The sequence below is a fragment of the Janthinobacterium sp. PSRC1-1 genome, from assembly GCF_049897525.1.
Classification (GTDB): Bacteria; Pseudomonadota; Gammaproteobacteria; order Burkholderiales; family Burkholderiaceae_D; genus Janthinobacterium; species Janthinobacterium tructae.
In genome coordinates this window covers 355,297-379,270 of sequence record NZ_JAFCWK010000002.1, presented here as the reverse complement: position 1 = coordinate 379,270, position 23,974 = coordinate 355,297, and the positions used below count along the sequence as shown (strand labels likewise).

24 protein-coding genes are annotated in these 23,974 nt (G+C 61.9%); 7 read left to right on the top strand and 17 right to left on the bottom strand.

The genetic code is table 11. The features are described 5' to 3' along the window. Positions 1–2: 2 nt before the first annotated feature. The 4 genes from ACP7DW_RS05295 to ACP7DW_RS05280 all read right to left on the bottom strand — a co-directional run bounded on the left by ACP7DW_RS05295 (position 3) and on the right by ACP7DW_RS05280 (position 7,138). Complete coding sequence (locus tag ACP7DW_RS05295; protein ID WP_426054212.1) at positions 3–1,193, bottom strand: hybrid sensor histidine kinase/response regulator; 1,191 nt, start codon at positions 1,191–1,193, stop codon at positions 3–5. Continuing rightward, entirely contained in the window at positions 1,190–2,068 is an 879-nt protein-coding gene (locus tag ACP7DW_RS05290) for a CheR family methyltransferase (RefSeq protein WP_426054211.1), read from the bottom strand. Before ACP7DW_RS05290 ends, ACP7DW_RS05295 begins: the two co-directional genes overlap by 4 nt. Then, positions 2,068–5,547 carry a response regulator gene (locus ACP7DW_RS05285; RefSeq protein ID WP_426054210.1) on the bottom strand — a complete coding sequence of 1,160 codons (3,480 nt, stop codon included), beginning with the start codon at positions 5,545–5,547 and terminating at the stop codon, positions 2,068–2,070. Before ACP7DW_RS05285 ends, ACP7DW_RS05290 begins: the two co-directional genes overlap by 1 nt. A gap of 244 nt (positions 5,548–5,791) precedes the next feature. Next, entirely contained in the window at positions 5,792–7,138 is a 1,347-nt protein-coding gene (locus ACP7DW_RS05280) for an MFS transporter (RefSeq protein ID WP_426054209.1), read from the bottom strand. A 217-nt stretch (positions 7,139–7,355) separates the two neighbouring features. Here ACP7DW_RS05280 and cyoA point away from each other — a divergent pair, with 217 nt between their 5' ends. From cyoA to ACP7DW_RS05245, 7 genes are all read left to right on the top strand, one after another. After that, positions 7,356–8,339, top strand: coding sequence for a ubiquinol oxidase subunit II (gene cyoA / locus ACP7DW_RS05275; RefSeq protein ID WP_426054208.1), 984 nt, complete (start codon positions 7,356–7,358; stop codon positions 8,337–8,339). Positions 8,340–8,423: 84 nt separating this feature from the next. Continuing rightward, a complete protein-coding gene (cyoB, locus tag ACP7DW_RS05270; RefSeq protein WP_426054207.1) occupies positions 8,424–10,427 on the top strand; it encodes a cytochrome o ubiquinol oxidase subunit I in 2,004 nt (667 codons plus the stop codon). Beyond that, positions 10,420–11,058, top strand: coding sequence for a cytochrome o ubiquinol oxidase subunit III (gene cyoC / locus ACP7DW_RS05265; RefSeq protein WP_071077269.1), 639 nt, complete (start codon positions 10,420–10,422; stop codon positions 11,056–11,058). The genes cyoB and cyoC overlap by 8 nt, the downstream gene beginning before the upstream one ends. Next, positions 11,055–11,441, top strand: a complete 387-nt coding sequence (gene cyoD, locus ACP7DW_RS05260) for a cytochrome o ubiquinol oxidase subunit IV (protein ID WP_426054206.1) — start codon at positions 11,055–11,057, stop codon at positions 11,439–11,441. The genes cyoC and cyoD overlap by 4 nt, the downstream gene beginning before the upstream one ends. Continuing rightward, on the top strand, positions 11,438–12,262 hold the full coding sequence (locus ACP7DW_RS05255) for an SURF1 family protein (RefSeq protein ID WP_426054205.1): 825 nt from the start codon (positions 11,438–11,440) through the stop codon (positions 12,260–12,262). The genes cyoD and ACP7DW_RS05255 overlap by 4 nt, the downstream gene beginning before the upstream one ends. After that, complete coding sequence (locus ACP7DW_RS05250) at positions 12,246–13,595, top strand: ATP-binding protein (protein ID WP_426054204.1); 1,350 nt, start codon at positions 12,246–12,248, stop codon at positions 13,593–13,595. Before ACP7DW_RS05255 ends, ACP7DW_RS05250 begins: the two co-directional genes overlap by 17 nt. Further along, a complete protein-coding gene (locus ACP7DW_RS05245) occupies positions 13,585–14,121 on the top strand; it encodes a response regulator transcription factor (RefSeq protein ID WP_096235507.1) in 537 nt (178 codons plus the stop codon). Before ACP7DW_RS05250 ends, ACP7DW_RS05245 begins: the two co-directional genes overlap by 11 nt. A 94-nt stretch (positions 14,122–14,215) precedes the next feature. Here the strand turns inward: ACP7DW_RS05245 and ACP7DW_RS05240 are convergent, their stop codons facing one another. From ACP7DW_RS05240 to ACP7DW_RS05180, 13 genes are all read right to left on the bottom strand, one after another. Beyond that, complete coding sequence (locus ACP7DW_RS05240) at positions 14,216–14,575, bottom strand: hypothetical protein (RefSeq protein ID WP_426054203.1); 360 nt, start codon at positions 14,573–14,575, stop codon at positions 14,216–14,218. Positions 14,576–14,652: 77 nt separating this feature from the next. Then, entirely contained in the window at positions 14,653–15,387 is a 735-nt protein-coding gene (locus tag ACP7DW_RS05235) for a hypothetical protein (RefSeq protein ID WP_426054202.1), read from the bottom strand. Positions 15,388–15,524: 137 nt separating this feature from the next. Then, positions 15,525–16,016 carry a GNAT family N-acetyltransferase gene (locus tag ACP7DW_RS05230; RefSeq protein WP_426054428.1) on the bottom strand — a complete coding sequence of 164 codons (492 nt, stop codon included), beginning with the start codon at positions 16,014–16,016 and terminating at the stop codon, positions 15,525–15,527. 23 nt (positions 16,017–16,039) lie between these two features. Beyond that, on the bottom strand, positions 16,040–16,390 hold the full coding sequence (locus ACP7DW_RS05225; protein WP_426054201.1) for a hypothetical protein: 351 nt from the start codon (positions 16,388–16,390) through the stop codon (positions 16,040–16,042). Positions 16,391–16,550: 160 nt separating this feature from the next. Next, positions 16,551–16,916 carry a hypothetical protein gene (locus ACP7DW_RS05220; protein WP_426054200.1) on the bottom strand — a complete coding sequence of 122 codons (366 nt, stop codon included), beginning with the start codon at positions 16,914–16,916 and terminating at the stop codon, positions 16,551–16,553. A gap of 27 nt (positions 16,917–16,943) precedes the next feature. After that, positions 16,944–17,756 (bottom strand): phosphonate ABC transporter, permease protein PhnE, encoded by an 813-nt coding sequence (gene phnE, locus ACP7DW_RS05215; protein ID WP_426054199.1) that lies wholly within the window; start codon positions 17,754–17,756, stop codon positions 16,944–16,946. Next, positions 17,753–18,589, bottom strand: coding sequence for a PhnE/PtxC family ABC transporter permease (locus tag ACP7DW_RS05210; protein ID WP_426054198.1), 837 nt, complete (start codon positions 18,587–18,589; stop codon positions 17,753–17,755). The genes phnE and ACP7DW_RS05210 overlap by 4 nt, the downstream gene beginning before the upstream one ends. Then, complete coding sequence (locus ACP7DW_RS05205; RefSeq protein WP_426054197.1) at positions 18,583–19,395, bottom strand: phosphonate ABC transporter ATP-binding protein; 813 nt, start codon at positions 19,393–19,395, stop codon at positions 18,583–18,585. The genes ACP7DW_RS05210 and ACP7DW_RS05205 overlap by 7 nt, the downstream gene beginning before the upstream one ends. Before the next feature lie 164 nt (positions 19,396–19,559). Continuing rightward, complete coding sequence (locus tag ACP7DW_RS05200; protein WP_426054196.1) at positions 19,560–20,438, bottom strand: putative selenate ABC transporter substrate-binding protein; 879 nt, start codon at positions 20,436–20,438, stop codon at positions 19,560–19,562. A gap of 26 nt (positions 20,439–20,464) precedes the next feature. Beyond that, positions 20,465–21,529 carry a selenide, water dikinase SelD gene (gene selD, locus ACP7DW_RS05195; RefSeq protein ID WP_426054195.1) on the bottom strand — a complete coding sequence of 355 codons (1,065 nt, stop codon included), beginning with the start codon at positions 21,527–21,529 and terminating at the stop codon, positions 20,465–20,467. A gap of 44 nt (positions 21,530–21,573) precedes the next feature. Continuing rightward, positions 21,574–22,665, bottom strand: a complete 1,092-nt coding sequence (gene mnmH / locus ACP7DW_RS05190) for a tRNA 2-selenouridine(34) synthase MnmH (protein ID WP_426054194.1) — start codon at positions 22,663–22,665, stop codon at positions 21,574–21,576. Positions 22,666–22,731: 66 nt separating this feature from the next. Beyond that, on the bottom strand, positions 22,732–23,421 hold the full coding sequence (locus ACP7DW_RS05185) for an LrgB family protein (protein WP_426054193.1): 690 nt from the start codon (positions 23,419–23,421) through the stop codon (positions 22,732–22,734). Next, the gene (locus ACP7DW_RS05180) at positions 23,418–23,876 is read right to left on the bottom strand and encodes a CidA/LrgA family protein (RefSeq protein WP_426054192.1); all 459 of its coding nucleotides are present in this window, start codon (positions 23,874–23,876) and stop codon (positions 23,418–23,420) included. Before ACP7DW_RS05180 ends, ACP7DW_RS05185 begins: the two co-directional genes overlap by 4 nt. Between the last annotated feature and the right edge of the window lie 98 nt (positions 23,877–23,974).

Sequence of the window (23,974 nt, the reverse complement as noted above, 5' to 3'; positions counted from 1 at the left end):
CCTCAGCTGCCGGCCAGGGGCAGGGTGACGCTGAACAGGGCGCCATTGCCGGGCTGGCTTTGCAGGGTGATGGCGCCGCCATGCGCATCGACCAGTTGCTTGGTGATGAACAGTCCCAGGCCCAGGCCGCCCGTGCGGTCCTGGTGCAGGACGCGCTCGAACGCGTCGAAGATGCGTTCCTGGTCGCGCGCATTGATGCCGATGCCATGGTCGCGCACTTCGATGACGGCGCTGTTCTGCGTGTGCGCCAGGCTGATTTCCACGGGCTGGCCGTGGCCGTAGCGCACGGCATTGCTGATCAGGTTGACAACGATCTGCTCGACGCGGAAGGCATCCCAGAACCCCTGGATCGGCTCGAAGGCCATCACTTCCAGCACACTGCCCGTCGTGGCCGCATACGGCGCCAGGTCGTCCGCCACGCGGCGCACCAGGCTGGTCAGGTCAACGGCTTCGCGGCGGATCGACAGCTTGCCGCTGGTGATGCGCGAGACGTCGAGCATGTCGTCGATCAGGCGCACCATGCTGCGGATTTGCCGCCCGTCGCGCGCCACCATCTTGTTCAGCTTGTCCGGCTCGAAGGCGGCCAGGTTGCCCCGTTCGAGGTTGACGGTGCGCATCTGCGTTTCCAGGAACAGCGTGTTCAGGGGCGTGCGCAGTTCGTGCGCCACCATGGACATGAATTCGTCGCGCAGGCGCAGCGAGCGCTGCAGTTCGGCCTGGGTGGCGCGCAATTCCTTCAATAAGGCTTCCTGCTGCTGGCGGCTGTGCTCGAGCGCCTGCACCTGGCGCCGCGTTTCGCTGCGCTGCTGGTGCAGGGCCACGAAGACGTTGACCTTGCTTTGCACGGCATTGATATCGAGTGGCTTGTGCAGGAAGTCGACGGCGCCGCTTTCATAGCCCTGGAAGGCGAAATTCATTTCCTTGCCCGCCGCCGTGACGAAGACGATGGGGATGTGGCGCGTCTTCTCCGTGCCGCGCATCAATTGCGCCAGCTCAAAACCATCCATTTCCGGCATTTGCACGTCGAGTATGGCCAGCGCGAAATCGTGCTCCAGCAGCAGGGCCAGCGCCTCTTCGCCCGAAGAGGCCTGGTAGACGCTGCGGTCGCTCTCGCGGATCAGCGCATTGAGCGCGCGCAAGTTTTCCGGCAAATCGTCGACGATCAGCAGCTTGGTACTTGTTTCATTCATCATGTTTCATTCCTGGCATGACCATGCCGTCCAGCGTAGTGGGAAGCGGCGTGCGACGGCGCACGTTTGCGGTAGAGCTTTTCGGGACCCGGCAATGGCTCGAAGTCGGCGGCAAAGCGGGTGAAATGTGTGCTTTCCTTGCTGCCCAGGCCCAGGAAGCCCCGGTGGCACAGCGAGTCGTGGAACAGGCCCAGCGCCCGTTCCTGCAAGGTTTTATTGAAGTAGATCAGTACGTTACGGCACAAAATCAATTGCGTTTCAATAAAGACGCTGTCCGTGGACAGGCTGTGATCGGCAAAGTTGATCCTGTCGAGCAGGCGTTGCTGGAAATGCGCGGTGGCATGTTCGACCGTGTAGTAGTCGGCCAGCTGGCCCAGGCCGCCTGCGGCCAGGTAGTTGTCGCCGTAGTCGGCCATGCGGTGCAGCCGATACACGCCGCGCGCGGCCGTGGCCAGCGCTTGCGGGTTGATGTCGGTGGCGTAAATCGTGCTGCGCTCAAGCAAGCCTTCCTCGTGCAGCACGATGGCCAGCGACAGCGCTTCTTCGCCCGTGCAGCAGCCGGCGACCCAGAGCGTCGGCGACGGGTAGGTTTTCAGCACGGGCACCACCTGTTCGCGCAAGGCGCGGAAAAACGCCGGGTCGCGGAACATTTGCGTGACCGGTACAGTCAAAATCTGCAGCAGCTTGCCAAAGGCGGCCGGGTCGTCCAGCACCAGTTGCTGCAAGGCGGGCAGGTCGGCGCAATGGAGGCGCTCGAGCGCCTGATGCAGGCGCCGGCGCTGCGAGGGTAACGAGTAGTCGCGAAAATCATAGTTGTAGCGCTGACAGATCGCGTCCATCAGCGCATGCAGTTGCGCGTCCGTGGTGCGCAGGGGCATCACATGCGTTCCATCTTCGGCATCCACACGCGCAGCAGCGAATACAAGCGGTCCAGGTCGATCGGCTTGGCCAGGTAATCGGACGCGCCCGCCTGCAGGCATTCTTCCTGGTCATTTTTCATGGCCTTGGCGGTAATGGCGATGATGGGCAGCTTGTTGTAGCGGCCATCGGCGCGGATCAGGCGCGTCGCTTCCAGGCCATCCATGCCCGGCATCATGACGTCCATCAAGACCAGGTCGATATCGTCCACGCTGTTGAGCTTGCTGATGGCTTCGAAGCCGTTGCGGCCGATTTCCACCACCACGCCTTTCTGTTCCAGCGCATTGGTCAGCGCAAAGATATTGCGCACGTCGTCGTCCACCAGCAAAATCTTGCGCCCTTCAAACACGCGTTCGCGGCTGCGCACCTGCTGCAGCATGCCTTGGCGCTCGCTCGACAGTTCCGACTCCACCTTGTGCAGGAAGAGGGTGACTTCGTCGAGCAGGCGTTCTGGCGAACGCGCGCCCTTGATGATGATCGAGCGCGAGTATTTCATCAGGTCCGCCTCTTCCTCGCGGCTCAGGTTGCGGCCCGTGTAGACGATGACGGGCGGGAACGAGCACAGTTCTTCATGTTCCATGCGTTCGAGCAATTCGTTGCCCTGGATATCGGGCAGCTTCAGGTCGATGATCATGCAGTCGAAAATCTGCGTTTTGAGCAATTCCAGCGCTTGCTCGCCCAGCGCCACGGCGGTGATTTCCACGTCGTCGTCGCTGATCAGGTGGACCACGCTTTCGCGCTGGCGTTCGTCATCCTCGACCAGCAGGATGCGCTTCATCTGCTGCGTGAATTTCGACTCGAGCTTGCGGAACACTTCCTTGAGCTGCTCGCGCGTGCGCGGCTTGGTGGCATAGCCGATGGCGCCCAGTTGCATGGCTTCCTGGATCTGGTCATTGCCGGAGACGATGTGCACGGGAATGTGGCGCGTCAGCGGGTTTTCCTTCAATTGATGCAGGACCAGCAAGCCCGGGCGGTCCGGCAAGCCCATGTCGAGCAGGATGGCGTCGGGCAAGAACTCTTGCGCCAGGCGCAAGCCTTCGTCGGCGCCGTGCGCCACCAGGCAGCGGTATTGCATTTCATGCGCGAGGTCAAACAGAATGCCGGCAAACGACGGCTCATCCTCGATCACCAGCACGGAACGCTGGCCCGTCTTGCCTGCTGGCGCGCTGTTCCGGTCATCCTCGAAGGTGGGCAGCGGCACCGGTTTGGCGGCCGGCGCCGCCTTGGGCGCGGCGGCGATTTTTGCGGGCGCTTGTGGCGCCGCCGCCGGCACTGTCGCCGCTTCCACGGCGCGTTCCGGCATGACGGCCGGCAGCACCAAGGTAAATGTGCTGCCCTGGCCTGGCGTGCTGGCCAGCTCGATGCTACCGCCCAGCAAGGCGGCCAGGTCGCGCGAAATCGACAGGCCCAGGCCCGTGCCGCCATAGCGGCGGCTGGTGGTGCCGTCGGCCTGGTGGAAGGCGTCGAACACCTTTTGCTGCTGGTCATCGGCGATGCCAATGCCGGTATCTTGCACCTGGAAGCGCACTTGGCCCGCCGCATCGGTGCTCACGTGCAGCGACACGGTGCCCGTATCGGTAAATTTGATGGCGTTCGACAGCAGATTTTTCAGGATTTGTTCCAGGCGCTGGCGGTCGCTGACGAAGGACGGCGGCGCGTCCGGCGCCACGCTGATATGCAATGCCAGTTTCTTTTGCTGTGCCTGGGCGCCGAACAGCATCTTCATGCTGCTGAGCAGTTCGTCGAAGGGCACGGCGTCCGGCGTCAATTCCAGCTTGCCCGCCTCGACCTTGGAAATGTCGAGGATATCGTTGATGAGGGTCAACAAATCATTGCCGGCCGAATAAATGGTTTGCGCAAACGTCACTTGCTCCGGCGTCAGGTTGCCGCTGCTGTTGTCCGACAGCAGCTTGGACAGGATCAGCGAGCTGTTCAACGGCGTGCGCAGCTCGTGCGACATGTTCGCCAGGAATTCGGATTTGTAGCGGCTGGCGCGCTGCAGTTCTTCCGCGCGCGCTTCCAGCTGGGCGTGCGCCTGGCCGATCGCCATGTTCTTCTGGTCCAGCGACAGCGCCTGCACGGCCAGCTGCTCGTTCGACTGCTCCAGCGCCGCTTTTTGCTCTTCCAGGTGGGCTTGCGACTGTTCCAGCACGCGCGACTGCTCGCCCAGCTCTTCATTGGCCGTGCGCAATTCTTCCTGCTGCACTTCCAGCTCTTCATTCAGTTGCTGGGTTTCTTCCAGCACATTTTGCAGGCGCTGGCGGTACAGGGCCGCTTCCAGCGACGTGCCGATATTGGTGGCAATCAGGCTCAGCCATTCCTTGGCGCGGGCGCTGACCGGATGCGTAAAGCCCAGTTCGATGACGCCGTTGACGACGCCTTCATTGTTGACGGGCGCCAGGACCAGTTCCAGCGGCGCGCCTTGGCCCAGGCTCGACGTCACGGTCAGGTAATTGTCGGGGACTTGCTGCACATGCTTGAGGCGTTTCTCGCGCGCCGTCTCGCCCACCAGGCCTTCGCCCAGCTTGAAGACCTGTTTTTCCTTCACGCCCTGTTCATTGAAGCCGTACACGGCCGTGCGGCGCAGGCTGCCATCCTCATCGACGACGTACAGGGTGGCGACGGCCACGTCGAGGCGATGGGCCAGGAAATCGAGCACGTGGCGTCCCAGTTGCGGCAAGCCCAGCTGGCCGCTCGTATGGGCCGCCAGCTCCGTCTGTCCCGTGCGCAGCCAGGCTTGCTCCTGCAGCACCTCGTTGTCCTTGCCGCGCTGCTCGAGCGCCTCGTTGTAGGTGTCGGACAGGCGCAGCAGTTCGCGCCGGCCCAGGTAGGCCATCAGACCAGACAAGCCCAGGCTGAGGATCAGGAACACCACCACGGCCAGTATGGTGCGGCCCTCGGCCGTGTCGGCACGTTCCTGGCGCAGCCGTTGTTCCATGGACAGGAAGGCGAGGAATTCGCGGCGGATTTCATCGAATTCCAGCTTGCCTTCACCCTGGCGCACGCGCGCGAGGAAATCCTGGTTGCTGCGGCGCTGCGCGATCACGCCTTCCGCATACTCCATCCACTGGTTTTGCAGCGCGCGGATGCGGCGCAGGCGGTCCGTCTGGATGGGACTGTCGGACACGAGGTCCAGCAGGGTCGTCATTTCCACGGCGATCTTGGCCTTGCCCGATTTATACGGCGCCAAAAACGTTTCGTCGCCCGTCAGCAAGTAGCCGCGCATGCCCGTTTCCAGGTCGACCGACAGTTTCATGACTTCATTGGCATTGCCGATCACCCGTTCCGAATGCTCGACCGAGCGCAGGGCCGAGAGCAGGTAGGCGATCAGGCCGACAAACACGAGGGCGGTGACGACCCCGATGACCAGCGGCAAGGTCACGTTGCGGGCGAGGATGCGGCGAAAGCTGAAGGAATCGATCGGGGTCTTGGTATTCATCATGTCCGTGGTGGGATGTCGCGAAAAGCAATTTTAATTGAAATGCAAGTTTTCTGTAGCTCAAGCAAAGCGTGCGCTAGCATAACAGCCTTGCGATAGATTGCCGACGCGCAAGGTCATGCAATGCGCGCCATCGAACAGAAGAGGTGGCGTGCAATGGCTGCGAGGCATAAAAAAACGCCGGACGGTGCCGGCGTTTTTCAGTTGCTTGCGCGCTGCTTCTATATTTACCTCTATATATATGTCAGTCGCGGATTTCCAGTGCCCGGTTCAGGCTCAGGGCGGCCAGCGAGGCGACGGCGCCCGACAGCAGGTAGAAGCTGACATAGGCGAGGCCGAAGTTGGCCGACAGGCCAAGCGCCACCAGCGGGGCGAAGCCGGCACCCACCAGCCAGGCCAGATCGGACGTCAGGGCCGCGCCCGTGTAGCGGAAGCGGGCGGGGAAGTTGGCCGTCACGGCACCGGCTGCCTGGCCGTAGGACAGACCCAGCAGGCTGAAGCCCACGAGGATGAACACGTCCTGGCCCGCATTGCCGCCGCCCATCAGGGTCGGCACGAAGGCGCTGAAGATGGCGATCAGCACGGCCAGCACGCCCAGGGTGGTGCGGCGGCCCACTTTATCGGCCAGCAAGCCGGAAATCACCACGCCGACGGCAGCCAGCACGGCGCCCAGCATCTGCACTTGCAGGAAGTCCGAAGCCGAACGCGTCTGGTAGACGGAAATCCAGGACAGCGGGAACACGGTGACCAGGTGGAACAGCGCGTAGCTGGCCAGCGCGGCGAGGGCGCCGATCAGCACGTTGCGACCCTGGCCACGGCCCATTTCAAACACGCTCACGGGTTGCAGTTCGCGTTCGTCCAGCAGGCGCGCATATTCATTCGTCGACACCAGGCGCAGGCGGGCAAACAGGGCTACCACGTTGATGGCGAAGGCGACATAGAAAGGATAGCGCCAGCCCCAGTCGAGGAATTCTTCATCCGTCAGGTTGGTCAGCATGAAGCAGAACAGGCCGGCGGCAAGCAGGAAGCCGAAGGGCGCGCCAAGCTGGCCCAGCATGGCGTACCAGCCGCGCTTGTTTTCCGGCGCGTTCAGGGCCAGCAGCGATGGCAAGCCATCCCACGAACCGCCCAGCGCCACGCCCTGGCCGATGCGCAGCACGGACAGCCAGATGATGGCGGCAAAGCCCAGGTGCGCGTAGGTCGGCAGGAAGGCGATGCCGGCCGTCGACACGCCCAGCAGGAAGAGGGCGATCGTCAGCTTGGCGCTGCGCCCCATGCGGCGCTGGATCTCCATGAAGATCACGGTGCCGAACGGGCGGGCGATGAAGGCAAACGAGAAAATCAGGAAGGCATACAATGTGCCCTCCAGGCGTTCTTCGAACGGAAAGAAGACGCGCGGAAACACCAGCACCGAGGCGATGGCGTAGACAAAGAAGTCAAAGTATTCGGAAGCGCGGCCGATGATCACGCCGACGGCGATCTCACCGGGGTCGATATGCGATTCGACCGTGCCGGCCCCGCTGGCGTCGCGCAGGGAGTGGGGGGAAAAGTCGGCGGGTACATCGCCGCTGTGTGTGCGCGTGCTGGACATGATGATCGTCTCCAATATAGTTTCGAGTTCGGCCAACGCGTAACATACTCCGGGTGTCTCACGCCCGGAGTAGGACTATTCATCAGGTAGTCGTAGGAAAACTCCGCGCCTACGCAGTGAAAGTCCGAGCAAGGGGTAGGACAAAACGTCCAATTGCCAACGCGCTCCAGTGAGAATACAGTACCATATCTTCATCCCCTGTACTGGACTTTCCTGTATGTTTTCATTAAAAGTTCGTCGCGGACTGCTACTCTTACCTCTCGCATTGTTGGCTGGTTGCAATACGGTTGTACTGAATGCGTCCGGTGACATCGCAGTTCAGCAAGGCAATCTGATTGTCATCTCGACATTGCTGATGCTGTTGATTATCGTTCCGGTAATCGCCCTGACCCTGCTGTTTGCATGGCGCTATAGAAAAAACAATACCGCGGCCAAATACGAGCCGGACTGGGACCACTCGACTCGCCTCGAGCTGATTATCTGGGGTGCGCCCCTGCTGATCATCATCGTGCTGGGCCTGCTGACCTGGATCAGCACCCACACCCTCGATCCATACCGCCCATTGAGCCGTATCGACGCCAACCGCCCGATTCCTGCCAGCCACAAGCCGATGATCGTCGAAGTCGTGGCGCTGGACTGGAAATGGCTGTTCATCTACCCGGAGCAAGGCATCGCTTCCGTGAATGAACTGTACGCGCCCGTCGATCGTCCGATCCGCTTCAAGATCACCGCCTCGTCCGTCATGAACTCGTTCTTCATCCCCGCACTGGCAGGTCAGATCTACGCCATGCCGGGCATGGAAACGCAGTTGAATGCCGTCATCAACAAGCCTGGCGTCTACAAGGGCTTCTCCGCCAACTACAGCGGTGCCGGTTTCTCGGGCATGCGCTTCAAGTTCCACGGCGTGAACGATGCGGACTTTGACAAATGGGTGGCATCGGCACGTGCCGGTGGCGGCGCGCTGAACCGCGACGACTACCTGTCGCTGGCCCAGCCGAGCGAGCGCGATCCGGTGCGCCGCTACAGCGCCGTACCTAGCGATCTGTACAAGGCAATCCTGAACCGCACCATCGTTTCCGACGCGCTGTGCGTGACGCCGGTCGAGCCATACAAATTGTCGATGGCAAATAGCCCGGTAGCGTTTGTCACGCCAGTAGTCGCTAGCGATGCAGTGGTTGAAAAGGGCGTTCAAGCCAAGTAACAACTGCATGAATCCCGCAGCGCATTGCGCTGCAGATACTGGCGCCGCTTGCCTGGCGCCTCCCTTTTTTCTCTGAGAGTAACAATGCTAGACCATATTGATCTGACGAAGCTTATCTTCGGCCGTCTGACTTGGGATGCAATTCCATTTCACGAACCTATCCTGCTGGCGACCTTTGCGATGGTTGCCCTGGGCGGTATCGCACTCGTTGCGGCACTGACGTATTTCCGCGTCTGGGGTACCCTGTGGCGCGACTGGATTACCAGTATCGACCATAAAAAAATCGGTATCATGTACATGATCCTGGGCCTGGTCATGCTGCTGCGCGGCTTTGCCGACGCGCTCATGATGCGTACCCAGCAGGCGATCGCCTTTGGCGACAATGCCGGCTTCCTGCCACCGCATCACTACGACCAGATCTTCACCGCCCACGGCGTGATCATGATCTTCTTCGTTGCGATGCCTTTCGTGACGGGTCTGATGAACTACGTGGTGCCGCTGCAAATCGGCGCGCGCGACGTGGCTTTCCCATTCCTTAACAACTTCAGCTTCTGGATGACCACCATGGGCGCCGCCCTGGTCATGGCTTCGCTGTTCGTCGGCGAATTCGCCCGCACGGGCTGGCTGGCGTATCCACCGCTGTCGGGCATCGTCGGCAGTCCGGACGTGGGGGTAGACTATTACATCTGGTCCTTGCAGATTGCCGGGGTCGGGACGCTATTGTCCGGTGTCAACCTGATCGCCACCATCGTCAAGATGCGCGCGCCTGGCATGACCTGGATGAAAATGCCCGTCTTTACCTGGACCGCACTGTGCACCAACATCCTGATCGTCGCCGCCTTCCCGGTGCTGACGGCGGTGCTGGCCATGCTGTCGCTGGACCGCGTTGCAGGCTTTAACTTCTTCACGACGGAACTGGGCGGCAACGCCATGATGTACGTCAACCTGATCTGGATCTGGGGTCACCCGGAGGTCTACATTCTGATTCTGCCACTGTTCGGCGTGTTCTCGGAAGTCGTCGCCACGTTCAGCAGCAAGCGCCTGTTCGGCTACGCCTCGATGGTGTACGCCACCTGCGTCATCATGATCCTGTCGTACCTGGTATGGCTGCATCACTTCTTCACCATGGGTTCGGGCGCCAGCGTCAACTCCTTCTTCGGCATCACGACGATGATCATCTCGATCCCGACGGGCGCGAAGATCTTCAACTGGCTGTTTACCATGTACCGCGGCCGTATCCGCTTTGAACTGCCGATGCTGTGGACGATCGGCTTCATGGTCACCTTCACCATCGGCGGCATGACCGGCGTGCTGCTGGCCGTACCACCAGCCGACTTCGTGCTGCACAACAGCCTGTTCCTGATTGCCCACTTCCATAACGTGATTATCGGCGGCGTGGTCTTCGGCGTGTTTGCTGCGATCAACTACTGGTACCCGAAAGCGTTCGGCTACAAGCTCGACGCGTTCTGGGGCAAGTGCTCGTTCTGGTTCTGGTTCGTCGGCTTCTACCTGGCCTTCATGCCGCTGTACGTGCTGGGCCTGATGGGCGTGACCCGTCGTGTCAACCACTTTGAAGATCCATCCTTGCAAATCTGGACCATCATCGCCTGGTTTGGCGCCGTCTCGATCGCGCTCGGTATCGCTTCCATGCTGATCCAGTTCTATGTCAGCTACCGCAACCGTCACGCCCTGCGCGACGTCACCGGTGACCCATGGGGTGGCCGTACGCTGGAATGGTCGACGTCGTCGCCTCCGCCAGACTATAATTTCGCCTTCACGCCACAAGTGCACGAACTCGATGCATGGACTGACATGAAGAAACACGGTTACCAGCGTCCGACGTCCGGTTTCACGAAGATCCACATGCCGAAGAACACCTGGGCTGGTTTCGTGATCGCCGCACTGTCCGCACTGGTGGGTTTTGGCCTGATCTGGCAAATGTGGCTCGTCGCCAGCATCGGCTTCGTGATCATGATGATTACCATCATCGTCCATACCTTTAACTACAAGCGCGATTACTACATTCCTGCGGAAGAAGTGGTCCGTACCGAAGACGCTTATACTAAATTGCTGAGCAGCCATGTCTGATACCATCGCCCATAACACCGGCGCCGCTGGCGCCGCACCAAGCACGCGCAGCTACTTTGTGCGCGAGCACCACCCGGAAAACGGCAGCTTGCTCGGTTTCTGGCTCTACCTGATGAGCGATTGCCTGATCTTCGCCTGTCTGTTCGCCACGTACGCCGTGGTGGGCCGCAACTACGCGGACGGCCCGACGGGCGCCGCGCTGTTCGACCTGCCGCTGGTGGCCGTCAACACGGCCATGCTGCTGCTGTCGTCGATCACCTACGGCTTCGCCATGCTGGCCATGCAGCGCAAGCAATTGCGCAGCACCCTGGTCTGGCTGGGCATCACGGGCCTGTTCGGCCTGGCCTTCCTGTCGCTGGAAATGTATGAATTCATTCATCTGATCCATGAAGGCGCCGGTCCGCAGCGCAGCGCGTTCCTGTCGTCGTTCTTCGCCCTGGTCGGTACCCACGGCTTGCACGTGACGTTCGGCGTGATCTGGCTCGTGACCCTGATGTTCCAGTTGAACAAGCATGGCCTGACCCCGGAAAACGGCCGTCGCATGATGTGCCTGTCGCTGTTCTGGCACTTCCTGGACGTCATCTGGATCGGCGTCTTCACCTTTGTTTATCTGATGGGAGTGCTGCCATGAGCGACCACCACACACACGGCGATAGCCACCACCATGACCAGCACGATCATGGCAGCCTGAAAAGCTACACCATCGGCTTCATCCTGTCGGTGATCCTGACGGCCATTCCGTTCTGGCTGGTGATGGCGAAAGTCATCACCGACTCGGGCACCATGGGCCTGGTCCTGCTGGCGTTCGCGGCTGTTCAAGTGGTGGTGCACATGGTGTACTTCCTGCACATGAACACCAAGTCCGAGGGCGGCTGGAACATGATGGCGCTGATCTTCACGATCATGATCGTCGGCATTGCCATGGCCGGTTCCCTGTGGGTCATGTACAACATGAACCACAACATGATGCCGGATCTGATGCCTGAGTACATGCATACGAAAACGGCTCCATGATGAGTCAACCGCGCCCAAGCAACACCGGGCGCGCCCCTGGCGCCGCATCGCAAGATGCTGCGCCAGGCCCACGCGGCATGGCTGTGCGATATGCATTGGCCTTGCTGGCGGGGATCGTTTTTGCCGGTTTCTGTGCCCTGGGCACCTGGCAAGTCAAGCGCCTGTTCTGGAAGCTTGACCTGATCGAGCGCGTCGAACAACGCGTACATGCGCCCGCAACGGACGCACCTGGACCTGCAGCCTGGGCCAGCATTACGCCACAAACGGATGAATACCGCCACGTGCGACTCTCCGGTACCTATCTCCCGATTTTCAATACCCTGGTGCAGGCAACGACGGCACTGGGCAGCGGCTACTGGCTGGTGACGCCCTTGCGCCTGGCCGATGGCAGCACCGTGCTGGTCAACCGCGGCTTCGTGCCGAAACGCGCCAGCATCGCCGCCAGCACACCGGCCGGCATCGTCAATGTCGACGGCTTGCTGCGCATCAGCGAGACGGGCGGCGGTTTCCTGCGCGAGAACAGTCCTGCCACCCAGCACTGGTATTCGCGCGACGTGGCCGCCATCGCCGGCTCGCACATGCTCACCAATGTGGCGCCATACTTCGTCGATGCGCAGGCCAAATCGGAAACGGCCGTGGATGCGCCCGTCGGCGGCCTGACCGTGATCTCGTTCCCCAACAACCACCTGGTGTACGCGCTGACCTGGTTCGCGCTGGCCCTGATGGTCGCTGGCATCAGCTGGTGGATCGTGCGCGAAGACAAGCGCCGCCGCGCCCGTGGCGCCCAGCGCCAGGAAAGCGACCATGCCGGGCAGGATTGAGATCCTGCCCAACCGCGAAGTACTGGAGCGCGGTGCGGTGGCGGCCGAGATGGAACATCCGGCCGGCCACCAGAACATGAAGCTGCTGATCCAGCTGCGCTGGCTGGCCGTCATCGGCCAGATCAGCACCATCTTCGGCGTGGGCGTGGGACTGGGCATCGCCTTGCCCGTGCCCTACATGCTCGAAGTGCTGTCCTGCCTCATCGCTTTCAACCTGGCCAGCCTCTTGCGCTGGCACGAACGCCAGCCCGTGTCGAACACGGCCCTGTTCCTCGCCTTGCTGGTCGACGTCACCGTGCTGACGGCCCAGCTCTACCTGAGCGGCGGCATCAGCAACCCGTTCGCCTTCCTGTACTTATTGCAAGTCATCCTCAGCGCCGTGCTGCTGGAAGTGTGGTCGACCTGGATCATGGTGGCCATTACCAGCCTGTGCCTGGCGGGCCTGGCCTTGCTGCCCGGCCCCCTGATTCTGCCGATCGACCCCGAGCGGGGCTTTGCCAGCCTGTACGTGCAAGGCTTGCTGATCTGTTTTATTTTGAACGCCGCCTTGCTGGTGGTGTTCATCACGCGCATCAACCGCAACCAGCGCGCCGGCGACGCCAAGGTGGCGGACTTGCGCCAGCGCGCGGCGGAAGAAGAGCACATCATCCGCATGGGCTTGCTGGCCTCGGGCGCCGCGCACGAGCTGGGCACGCCGCTGGCGACGCTGTCCGTCATCCTCGGCGACTGGCGCCGCATGCCGGAATTGAGCAAGAACAGCGAATTGCTGGAAGAAATCACGGAAATGCAGGCGCAGTTGCGGCGCTGCAAGAGCATCGTCAGCGGCATTTTGTTGTCGGCGGGCGAGGCGCGCGGCGAATCGTCCGTGAAGACGACGATCAACACCTTCCTCAACGACCTGGTCGACGAGTGGCGCAGCAGCCGCCCGATCCAGAGTTTCGAGTACGATAACCGCATCGCGCACGACGTGCCCGTCGTCTTCGATTCGACCCTGAAACAAACCATTTGCAATGTGCTCGACAATGCGCTGGAAGCGTCGCCCGACTGGCTGCGCTTCGAAGCCACGCGCGAGGCCGATGCCTTGCACCTGGTCATTACCGATGCGGGCCCCGGCTTCGAGCCGTCGATGCTGACGCACCTGGGCAAGCCGTATCAAAGCAGCAAGGGCAAACCCGGTGGCGGCCTCGGACTGTTCCTGGTGGTGAATGTCGCGCGTACTTTAGGTGGTACGGTGACGGCGCGCAACCGGGTGCAGGGCGGGGCGGTGGTGCACCTGGCCTTGCCGCTGGCGGCCATCAAACTGGAAAGAGAAAGCGACCACCATGCAGGATGACCGTCTGTTACTGATCATCGAAGACGACGCCGCGTTTGCCCGCACCCTGGGCCGCTCGTTCGAGCGGCGCGGCTACCAGGTCATCCTGGCCACCAATTTCGATGAAGCGAGCGCCTTGCTGGAACAGCATTGCCCCGACTACGCCGTGGTCGACCTGAAACTCAATGGCAATACGTCCGGCCTGGCCTGCGTGCAGATGCTGCACCAGCACGACCCGGAGATGCTGATCGTCGTGCTGACCGGCTACGCCAGCATCGGCACGGCCGTCGAAGCGATCAAGCTGGGCGCTTGCCAGTACCTGGCGAAACCGTCCAACACCGATGACATCGAAGCGGCCTTCGGCCACGTGGCCGGCAGCGCCGACATCGAACTGAGCAACCGCGCCACCAACATCAAGACCCTGGAATGGGAACGCATCCATGAAATGCTGGCCGAGACGGATTTCAATATCTCGGAAACGGCGAGAAGGCTGGGCATGCACCGGCGCACGCTGGCGAGGAAGCTGGAGAAGCAGCGGGTGAAATAGCTGCTGAAATTGTTGACCTGGCTGGTGGCGAACGAATGGGAAAGCGCCTTCGCCGCGCTATGCTGCCAGGACAGTGGATTCAAGGTACACGGTCTTAAAATCTGAAGCAGTGTGCCTGCTGGCCTTCGCTGCGCATAAATGGCACGGTCAGCAGCAGCGAAGTTTCGCGCTGGCAGGCCAGTAGCGCACCCTTTGCGTTATCCACCCCCTTATCTATCAAGCTTCGTTTCCAGGCGCGCGCCAATGCCATGGACAGCGCTGTTTCGGATGCAGCTGAATGGAGTTCAACTATCGTGAATGCCGGAACTTTGCCGTCGGATGGCATTTGTAATACATCAGGCAACTCTTTTTGGATGGCGCGAACAAACGATGCGCCGTCCGATGCCATGCACTGTTCGATATCATCGATACCGCAATTGGCCGTCTTGCCAGTCCGGGCGAAGGAAGGCGACATGATACCGATCACGATTGCAAAGCATATGATGCTTCTCATTTTCAATATGATGCCCCTATTTTTTCGTGACGGCCAGGCTAATCATTGTCGAACGTCAGTTCGAGCACGCTGTCATCGCTCCAGTCCTGCTCCCGCAGCGGTGGTGTGAACGACGCGCCGCTGAAGGGCACGGGCGCGCTTTTGCCATTAAAGCTGATCGTTGCCGCCGTGATGCGCCGCGCCTCGGCAAAGCTGTAGGTTCCTTTTTGCGACACGAAATTGCACGGGCCGCCCAATGCGCTCATCGCCGTGCGCATGGCGAAAGGCAGGGTTTCCTTGTCGATGGCCCAATGGACTTCGCACGCCAGCCGCAGGTCGCCCAGGCGGCGGATGGTGTCGCTGGTGGCCGTGCTCCTGACGTAGGGTATCCATCTGACCGAGCCCGCCTTGCGGTTCACGGTCAGCTCGGCCTTTTCATACCGCGGACCTTGCCCGACGGGCAGGGTGAAGATATTGCGCTCCCCCAGCGGTATCACCATGCCCGCCTCATCGCTTTCCAGCCTGAGCGTGATGGCGTGCATGTCGACGTCGGCACGGCGCGGTTCCAGGATGAAGCGCAATTCGGCGCCGGGCGCCAGGCCGTGCTTTTCCTCGAAGCGTTTCACTCCTTTGAGCATGGCGCTGTAGGGTTTCCAGTCCGGATCCCGGATGCCTTTGACATTGACGGACGCCGCCGCCTCCTGCACGGATGGCTCCGTGGCTTGCGTCGTGTCGACCCGAGCCTGTACCGCAGCGCCGCACAGACACAGCAGAAGTCCAGCGATTGCACGCATACCCATCTTTCTATTTATTGATGAAAACGTGAGTGTAGAAAAAAACAGAGGTGCGGGCAGGCTTTTAAGACGGAATGTCAATTGGGATGAATGAAATGCTTGAAATCGCTGTTTTTCTACACTCTGCGCATCTGTACTTACCTCAATGCCGCCGCCAGCCATTCCATCTTTTGCACCCGGATATGCGGATGGCTTTCCAGCGCTTCCCATTCCGGCAAGAAGACAAAGCCCTGTTTCTGGTAAAACGCGGCCGCGCGGGTGTTCTCCGGCGCCACGTCGAGCACCAGGCGAGGATGGCCGTTGTCCATGGTGCACCGTTTGACGGCATCGACCAGTCCTTGCGCCACGGCCAGGCCCCGATAGTCGGACTGCACCCACATGGCGATCAGGTGGCACTCGCCATTGCCGGCCACCACCTGTGCGGCCAGGCCGATGGGCTGCTCTCCATCGAAGGCGAGGAAGAATGTGCGCTGCGGCGTGCTGATGGCGCGCTGTTGCCAGTCGGCATCGGAAAAAGCGGCCGCGCTGGCATGGCTGGCGCCGAAAGCCGTGGGGGCGTCGAGCAGGGCGGCCAGGCGCGCGGACTTCAGCGCCGGCCAGTCGGCATCGTCGGTGCGGCGGATAATCATATTCTTCAAATCTGCGACATTCCTTAACTGGTCGGCGCGGCCGTGGAGGACGAAATCTTCTTGTACGCTTCCGCCAGCATCGTGACGGTCGCCACGTCGTTCACGCTGTGCGCCTCAATGATGGTCTCGCCGGCTTGAATGGTGACATCGCCGTTCGCATAGCTGGCGGGAAAGCGCCGCTCGGTGATCTTGTTGGTGACGACATTGCGTGCGTAGCGCAGCGCCACGAGCCGGTCGCCTTCCTGCTTGATGACAACATAATTCGGCACGGTGGTGCGTTCCAGTTTCCACGTGCCGATAAAGTCTTCGACAGGGGCGGCGCCGGCATGCAGTGCGCAGCAGGCGGTGAGGGCGCCCAGGAGCAGTTTTTTCATGGTGTAGACAGCCTATGCAAGAGTGGCCTGCGGTGCAGGAAAATACGTCCATCATGCCTGAATGGCGTGGCGCTCAGCTATGGGATGGCGCCATCCATCGAAGTATTTGACAATATTAACAGGTAAGCATGCTTGCGTATTCGTATTTGTTGCATACGAATTAAGACTGGTCCCACACTTCAATCGTCAGCAACTGTCCCGGCGCACAGGCGGCGATGCGCTCCCGATGCACGGTGATGCAGCCAGGCCAGCCCGTCAGCTGGTCCTGTGGAAATTCGCCATCCTGCGCCTCGGCGATGCCCGCCAGCAGCAGGGGCGCGATGACGTCCGCCGAGGCCGTGTAGCGGTTCGGAAAGCCGTTGCAGGTCAGCTGGGTCGCCTTGCCTTGTTCACACAGTTGTGCGATCCAGTCTGCGCCGAACAGGCCCGCTTCCCAGGTGGCGAGAAACGTTTCCTTGTTGACTTTCGTCATATCGGCCATCTGTTCCGGCGTTTGCGTCGAGATAATGGTCCACCAGCCTGACATGGGTATTCCTTGTGAAAAGTGAAAAAATCAGCGGGTCATGGCGCGGCGCAGCACATAGCTGAGGCCATCGACGGCGGCCACCATCAGCAGCATGGCGACGATGACGGTCGCGGCGCTCTGCATCTGGAACAGCGACAGATGGTATTTCAGCATCTGCCCCAGGCCGCCCGCACCGACGACGCCGAGGATGGCGGCGGCGCGGATATTGTTTTCCCAGCGGTACAGCGTATACGACATCATCTGCGGCCCGCATTGCGGCAAGGTGGCGTACAAAAAGGCCACGGCGGGCCGAGCGCCATTGATGCGCAAGGTGGCGGCGGGCAGGGGCGGGCAATTCTCAAACGCATCGGCAAACAATCGGCCCAGGACGCCCACCGTGTGCAGCGCCAAGGCCAGGGTGCCCGCGAACGGGCCCAGGCCGGCGGCGATCAGCAAGATCGAGGCCCACACCAGTTCGGGGATCGAGCGCAGCACGTTCAACACGCCACGCGTCGCGTTGCGCGCCAGCTTGCCGAAACGGCCGCTGGCGGGCAGGGCCAGCAGCGCGCCCAGCAGCGCGGCGATGACCGTGCCGATGGCCGACATGGCCAGGGTTTCAAAGGTGGCGATGCCAACCTTGGTGAGAAACGCGGGCGCCAGTTCGGGCGGGGCGAAGCCGTGCAGGAAATCGGCGCTGGTGCGCACGGCGTCGGCGCTGAAGAACTCGCCCCATTTCAGGGGCAGGGTGGCGAAGCTGGCGACGACCAGCAGCAGCAAACCGGCCAGCAAGGCCCAGGTGGACCAGCGCACAGGCGCAGGAGGAGGCAATGCAGGCAGCATGGCGTCAACGGGATGCTTCATGCCAGCCTTCGGCGCAGCATGGCCGAGACCGCATCGGCGCCCGCCACCAGCAGCACGAACACCATCAGCATGGTGGCCAGTTCATTGCCGGCCATCATCTTCATCGATTCATCCATGCGCTGGCCCAGGCCGCCCGCACCGACAAAACCCATGACGACGGAGCCGCGGATCGCGCACTCCCAGCGGTAAATCGTGTATGACACCAGTTCGGCGGCCGATTCGGGCAGGGCGCCGTACAGCAGGGCCTTCAATCTGCCGCCGCCGTTGTGCAATAGCGCGTTGCAGGCGGACGCATCCGACGACTCGAGGATTTCCGCATACACCTTGCCCAGCATGCCGCAATACGTGAGGGCGATGGCGATCACGCCGGCCGTCGGTCCCAGGCCGACGATGCGTACCAGCAATAGTGCCCAGACCAGTTCCGGCACGCTGCGCAGCAGCACCAGCACCGCGCGCACACTGTGGCGCACGCTGGCGGCCAGCGGCGACACCTGGCCAGAGCCGATGCGCGAAATCGACAAGCGCTCCGTCACCAATAAAGTCAGCGGTATGGCCCCCAGCATGGCCAGCGCCATGCCGGCCGTGGCCATGGCGATGGTTTCCCAGCTGGAAATGGCCACCAGTTGCAGAAATTCCAGCGAGTGAGCGGGCGGCACGAAGCTGGCAAGGAATTGCCATGTGGCTGCCAGGCTTTGCGCATCGAACAGTATCCACGGCTTGAATTCGGCCTGCACCAGCATCGGCCACAGCACCAGCAGCACGATGGCAGCGCCGGTCAGGCGGCCGCGCCAGGCGGGATCGCGCGGCAGGGCGGCGTTGGCGCTCTTCAGCAAAGCGGCCTCGCGGCGTCCAGTTTCGCATCCACCGCCTCGAACTGGGGCGCGGGATCGGCCTTGTTGCGGTACAGCTGCTCGATCATGGCGTCGCTGACCTCGCTGGCAGGCAAGTCGAAGACGATCTTGCCGTCGCGCAGGGCGACGATGCGCGTAAAGCAGGCGCGCGCGATGTCGACCTGGTGCAGGCTGCAGATCAGGGTGGCGTTGCGCGCCGTTGCTTCCGCTTGCAGCACATTAATTGTCTGCAAAGCGAGTGTGGGGTCGAGCGCGGACAGCGGTTCGTCGACGAGAAACACTTGCGCATTCGACACCAGTGCGCGCGCCATGCCGCAGCGCTGGCGTTCGCCGCCGGACAGGCGGTCGACGCGTGCATACAGTTTGTCCTGCAGGTTGAATTTACCTAAAGCCTCCCACGCGGCGCGCGGGTCGACGGGCGCCAGCAGGGAACGCATCGCCGTCCACAAGCTCCATTGCGGCAGCCTGCCCGCCAGCACGGCGTTGACGACGCGCTGGCGCGGCGGCAGGGGCGGCGTTTGCGGCGCCAAAAACAGGCGCGCGCGCAAGGCATGGCGCGCGGCGCTGCCGATCTGCCACGGAGAATTGCCCAGGATGTCCAGGGTGCCGGACTCGGGGCGCAGCGCGCAGGCCAGCGTGTGCAGCAGGCTGGTCTTGCCGGCGCCGGAAGGGCCGATCAGGGCGATCTGTTCACCTTGCGCCACGTCCAGGTCCAGTTCGCGCAGGGCCAGCGCATTGCCAGCGGCGCCCGCGTGGTGGACGCAGATCTTGTGAAGTTGGAATGTCATGCGATGTTTCGGTTTTTTTGGGGCGGTGTCGGATTACGCCATGCAAGGGCAACGTAGGTCGGATTAGCGGTGAAGCCGCGTAATCCGACACAGTGAAGCCAACAATGTTGTCGGATTACGGCCTCCGGCCTAATCCGACCTACGGTGAAACGCGTCGGCTTAAATTACTTCAACAACTTCGCATCGCGCGCGGCCGCTTCGATATCCTTGTAGTTCTCGGCCTTGGTCGGGATGAACTTCGTGGCGCGCTGCAGCTCGAGGATTTCCTTGCCTTCCGGCGTGGATGGGTCCAGCGCCAGGAAGGCGTCCGTCAGCTTCTTGCGCACGACTGGATTCATGTCGGCGCGCACGCTCCAGTTGTAATCGTAGTAGCCCGGCGTCGTGTAGAACACGCGCACCTTGGCGGGATCGACCTTTTTCGCTTCCACCAGTTTTTCCCAGACGGAAATGTTCAAGGTGCCCGCATCGACCTTGCCGCCGGCCACGGCCGCCACGGTGGCGTCATGCGCGCCGGAAAACGCGATGCGTTTCATGTCGGTATCCGGATTGATCTTGGCGGCCAGCAAGTAGTAGCGGGGCATCAAGTGGCCGGAGGTCGACGATTCCGAACCGAAGGTGAAATTCTTGCCTTTCAGGTCGGACAATTGATTGATATCCTTGCTGGTGGTCACAAAAACCGAGCGGAACTTCGTGTCTTCCTCGCGCTGCACCAGCGGCACGATCTTGCCGCCGCTGCGCACGTTCGCTTGCACGAAAGTAAAACCGCCGAACCAGACCATGTCGAGCTTGTTATTGATCAAGCCTTCTACGGACGCCGCGTAATCGGTGACGGGCGTAAATTCCACCTTCATGCCCAGCTTTTTTTCCAGGTAGTTGCCCAGCGGCTTGAACTTGCGCTGCAACTCCGTCGGTGCTTCGTCGGGAATGGCGGACACGCGCAACACTTGCTGCGCTTGCGCCAGGCCGCTGTGGATGGCCAGGGTGGCGGCGACGGTGGCCAGAATGGCGGGGAATTTGGAAAATGAGTTGGAGAATTTGGTCATGGGACTGCCTTTAGAAAAATTGTTCATTAATATACGGAAACCCCGGTACTGCCATCCTGCATCTCGCCGATGACCACCGCGTCGCCAAAGCCTTCGGCGCGGAAAATCGCCAGCACTTGCTCGACGGCTTCCGGCGCGCAGGCCACCAGCAGGGGGCCGGCCGTTTGCGGGTCCGTCAAAATCGCCTTGTCGATGGCGCTCAGGCTGTCGGCCAGCGCCACTTGCGCGCCGTACCCCTGCCAGTTGCGGCCGGAAGCACCCGTGATGTTGCCATTTTGCGCCAGTTGCTGCACTTGCGGCAGCAGCGGCACGTCAGCCATGGTGATGCGCGCCTGCAACTTGGCGCCGCGCGCCAGTTCCAGGGTGTGGCCGAGCAAGCCGAAGCCCGTCACGTCCGTCAGCGCATGCACGCCATCGAGCAGGGCCAGTTTCTTGCCCGGGGTATTCAATTTGGTGGTGTTATCGATCAAGGACGCGTAGCCAGCCGCGTCCAGCGCATTCTTCTTCAGCGCGGCCGACAGGATACCCACGCCGATCGGTTTGCCCAATACCAGCTTGTCGCGGGCGCGCGCGCCCGCGTTGCGTTTCACTTGCGAAGGGTGGACCAGGCCCAGCACGACCAAGCCGTAGATCGGCTCGACGGAATCGATGGTGTGGCCGCCCGCGATGGGGATGCCGGCCTGGGCGCAGATGGTTTCGCCGCCCTTCAAGATGAGGCCGATGGTTTCCACCGGCAGCTTGTTGATCGGCATGCCCACCAGGGCCAGCGCCATGATGGGCGTGCCGCCCATGGCGTACACGTCGGAAATGGCGTTGGTGGCGGCGATGCGGCCAAAATCGAAGGGGTCATCGACGATGGGCATGAAGAAATCCGTGGTGGCGATCAGCGCCTGCTCGTCGTTGAGCTGGTACACGGCCGCGTCATCGGAGGTTTCTATGCCGACCAGCAATTCTTTCGGCAGGGGAAAGCCGCCGCTGCCCTTCAAGATGTCGGCCAGCACGCCGGGCGCAATTTTGCAGCCGCAGCCGCCGCCATGGGCAAATTCGGTCAACCGGATCGGGGTATTGGGTGTTGCTGCGCTATCGGACATGGTCGTCATCCTGCTAAAAAGGTCATGGGAAGCTGCGCCGGCGCTTACGCGGCGCTGGCGTTACGGGGTTCGCCGACGATAGCACATAATGCGCGCGCGGCTTGCTCAAAGGCATGTTCTGAAATGTCCGGCAAGACCAGCGGCGTCGCCTGGGCGTAGCGGCTGAAGTTGCGGGCGATCGATTGCCGGTAGACGGGGTCGTAATGCTGCACCAGCAGCTCTTCCACCAGCTCGGCCATGTGGCCCGAGGTCGCCAGTTGCTGCCAGTGGGCAATTTTCTCCTTGCCATGCAGCTGCGTCAACAGGGCCAGCTGCACGTTCAGGCGCGCCGGGTCGCCGACGAAATGCGCATAGTCTTGCATCAGCAATTGCACGCGCTCCCCAATGTCCAGGCGCACGTCGGTGCAATCGGCCGCGCGCATCTTTTCCATCAGCGCATCGGGTACGCGCAGCCGGCCTACTTTCTTGCTTTCGGACTCGATGAAGACGGGGAGCGTAGGGTCGAAATGGCGCAACTGCTGCCACAGCGCGCTTTCAAACGCCTTTTGTGAAGGCTGGTGCGCGTCCGGCAAGCCGCCCAGCACGGAGCCGCGGTGGGCCGCCAGATCTTCCAGGTCGATCACTTGCGCGCCTTGTTTGTCCAGCACCTGCAACAAACGGCTCTTGCCGCTGCCCGTGGGGCCGCACAGCACATTGATGAAGTCGAAACGCTCGGGCAGGGTGGCCAGCTCGGCATTGACGTGGCGCCGGTAATCCTTGTAGCCGCCGTCGAGCTGCGTGACGGGCCAGCCGATGCGCGCCAGGATGTGCGCCATGGCGCCGCTGCGGTTGCCGCCGCGCCAGCAGTAGACGAGCGGCGACCAGGAATGCGGATGCGCGATCAATCCGTCTTCGATGTGCCGCGCGATATTTTTCGCGATCAGCGCCGCGCCCAGTTTCTTCGCTTCGAAGGCGCTCGTCTGTTTATATAAGGTGCCGATGCGCACGCGCTGCTCGTCGTCCAGCACGGGCAGGTTGATGGCGCCCGGCAAATGGTCTTCCGCGAACTCGGACGGGCTGCGCACGTCGATGATGGCATCGAACTCATGCAAGCGGGGCAGGATGTCGCTGAAAGGCAGGACTGCAGGGTATTTCATCGGGGCACGGGCGCTGGCAAGAGGGAAAGGCGTATTATCCTCGATAAACGTCACTGGCGTGGCGGTTTAGCCCAGCAGATGCCCCAGCAACGGCGCCAGCAGTACCGTCACGATGCCCGAAAAGATCATCGTCAGGCTGGCCACGGCGCCTTCTTCCGTGCCGACCCGGCGCGCCACGGACAAGCCAAAGCCGTGCGCGGCCGCGCCATACGGGGCGCCACGGGCGATGCGCATGCGCAAGGGCAGCAGTTTCAGCAGCGGTTTGCCCAGCATCAAGCCGAACAAGCCCGTCATCACCACGAAGATGCCCGTCAGCTGGGCCGAGCCGCCCATGTGGCGCGACGCTTCCAGCGCGAACGGCGTCGAGACGGATCGCGCCAGCAGGCTGCGCGCCATGTCGCCGTGTACGCCAAATACCCGGTCCAGCAACAGGGTGGCGGCCACGGAGGCGACGATGCCGGCGCAGCTGCCCAGCGACAAGGCCAGCCAGTGCTTGCGGATCAGCTTGCGCTCCTGGAAGATGGGCAGCGCGAAGGCGATGGTGGCCGGCCCCAGCAGCCACGGCAGCCAGCGCGTCTCGCCGAAATACGTGGCGAACGGCGTCGAGGTGGCCTGCACGATGACGATCAATATCGCCGAGGTGCAGATGGCGGGCGTGAGCAAGAAATGCGGGTGGCGGCGGTGTAAGGCCTGGTTGGCGTAGAACAAGACCAGGGTCAGCAGCAAAAACAGCAACGACAGGACCAGGGTACTCATGCTGCCGCCCTGGCTGCGCGCTGGCGCAGCAGTTTTTGCAGGCGCAACTTGCGTTCATAGCGACACACCCATTCCACCGTCAACGCCGTGGCCAGCATCACGCTGGCAAAGCCGAGGCCAATATTCACGAACAGCATCAGACCTTGCGCCTTCAACAGTTGCGTAAATTGCACCACGGACACCACCAGCGGAATGAAGAACAGCAGCATGTTGGCCAGCAGCCAGTTCGCGCCCAGTTCGATGGTGGCCGGACGCACCCAGCCCGACAGCAGCAGGGCCACCAGCACGAACAGGCCCACCACGCCGCCGGAAAACGGCAAGTGCAGGGCGGAAGCGGCCTCGTCGGCCAGCCACCAGGCGGCGATCAGTACGCCCACTTGCCATGCGGTCTGCGCGGGCTGGCGCCAGACGGGGATGGAGGGCAGGGGGGCGGTGGAACAGTGCAAGGCTTTCACGGCAGGCTTTCAAACGGCTGGGGTAAGTTTTCATTGTAGTGACCTCACATCAAAAGATAAAATGACTTAAACTCATGATTATCATTCGAGATTGGAAT

Coding starts and splice junctions, on each gene's coding strand:
- cyoA (WP_426054208.1), top strand. CDS start 7,356: ATGTTTTCATTAAAAGTTCGTCGCGGACTGCTACTCTTACCTCTCGCA.
- ACP7DW_RS05185 (WP_426054193.1), bottom strand. CDS start 23,421: ATGAGTACCCTGGTCCTGTCGTTGCTGTTTTTGCTGCTGACCCTGGTC.
- cyoD (WP_426054206.1), top strand. CDS start 11,055: ATGAGCGACCACCACACACACGGCGATAGCCACCACCATGACCAGCAC.
- phnE (WP_426054199.1), bottom strand. CDS start 17,756: ATGAAGCATCCCGTTGACGCCATGCTGCCTGCATTGCCTCCTCCTGCG.
- ACP7DW_RS05245 (WP_096235507.1), top strand. CDS start 13,585: ATGCAGGATGACCGTCTGTTACTGATCATCGAAGACGACGCCGCGTTT.
- ACP7DW_RS05250 (WP_426054204.1), top strand. CDS start 12,246: ATGCCGGGCAGGATTGAGATCCTGCCCAACCGCGAAGTACTGGAGCGC.
- ACP7DW_RS05280 (WP_426054209.1), bottom strand. CDS start 7,138: ATGTCCAGCACGCGCACACACAGCGGCGATGTACCCGCCGACTTTTCC.
- ACP7DW_RS05220 (WP_426054200.1), bottom strand. CDS start 16,916: ATGTCAGGCTGGTGGACCATTATCTCGACGCAAACGCCGGAACAGATG.
- ACP7DW_RS05235 (WP_426054202.1), bottom strand. CDS start 15,387: ATGCGTGCAATCGCTGGACTTCTGCTGTGTCTGTGCGGCGCTGCGGTA.
- ACP7DW_RS05205 (WP_426054197.1), bottom strand. CDS start 19,395: ATGACATTCCAACTTCACAAGATCTGCGTCCACCACGCGGGCGCCGCT.
- ACP7DW_RS05290 (WP_426054211.1), bottom strand. CDS start 2,068: ATGCCCCTGCGCACCACGGACGCGCAACTGCATGCGCTGATGGACGCG.
- ACP7DW_RS05230 (WP_426054428.1), bottom strand. CDS start 16,016: ATGATTATCCGCCGCACCGACGATGCCGACTGGCCGGCGCTGAAGTCC.
- cyoC (WP_071077269.1), top strand. CDS start 10,420: ATGTCTGATACCATCGCCCATAACACCGGCGCCGCTGGCGCCGCACCA.
- ACP7DW_RS05255 (WP_426054205.1), top strand. CDS start 11,438: ATGATGAGTCAACCGCGCCCAAGCAACACCGGGCGCGCCCCTGGCGCC.
- ACP7DW_RS05295 (WP_426054212.1), bottom strand. CDS start 1,193: ATGATGAATGAAACAAGTACCAAGCTGCTGATCGTCGACGATTTGCCG.
- selD (WP_426054195.1), bottom strand. CDS start 21,529: ATGTCCGATAGCGCAGCAACACCCAATACCCCGATCCGGTTGACCGAA.
- ACP7DW_RS05285 (WP_426054210.1), bottom strand. CDS start 5,547: ATGAATACCAAGACCCCGATCGATTCCTTCAGCTTTCGCCGCATCCTC.
- cyoB (WP_426054207.1), top strand. CDS start 8,424: ATGCTAGACCATATTGATCTGACGAAGCTTATCTTCGGCCGTCTGACT.
- ACP7DW_RS05200 (WP_426054196.1), bottom strand. CDS start 20,438: ATGACCAAATTCTCCAACTCATTTTCCAAATTCCCCGCCATTCTGGCC.
- ACP7DW_RS05225 (WP_426054201.1), bottom strand. CDS start 16,390: ATGAAAAAACTGCTCCTGGGCGCCCTCACCGCCTGCTGCGCACTGCAT.
- mnmH (WP_426054194.1), bottom strand. CDS start 22,665: ATGAAATACCCTGCAGTCCTGCCTTTCAGCGACATCCTGCCCCGCTTG.
- ACP7DW_RS05240 (WP_426054203.1), bottom strand. CDS start 14,575: ATGTCGCCTTCCTTCGCCCGGACTGGCAAGACGGCCAATTGCGGTATC.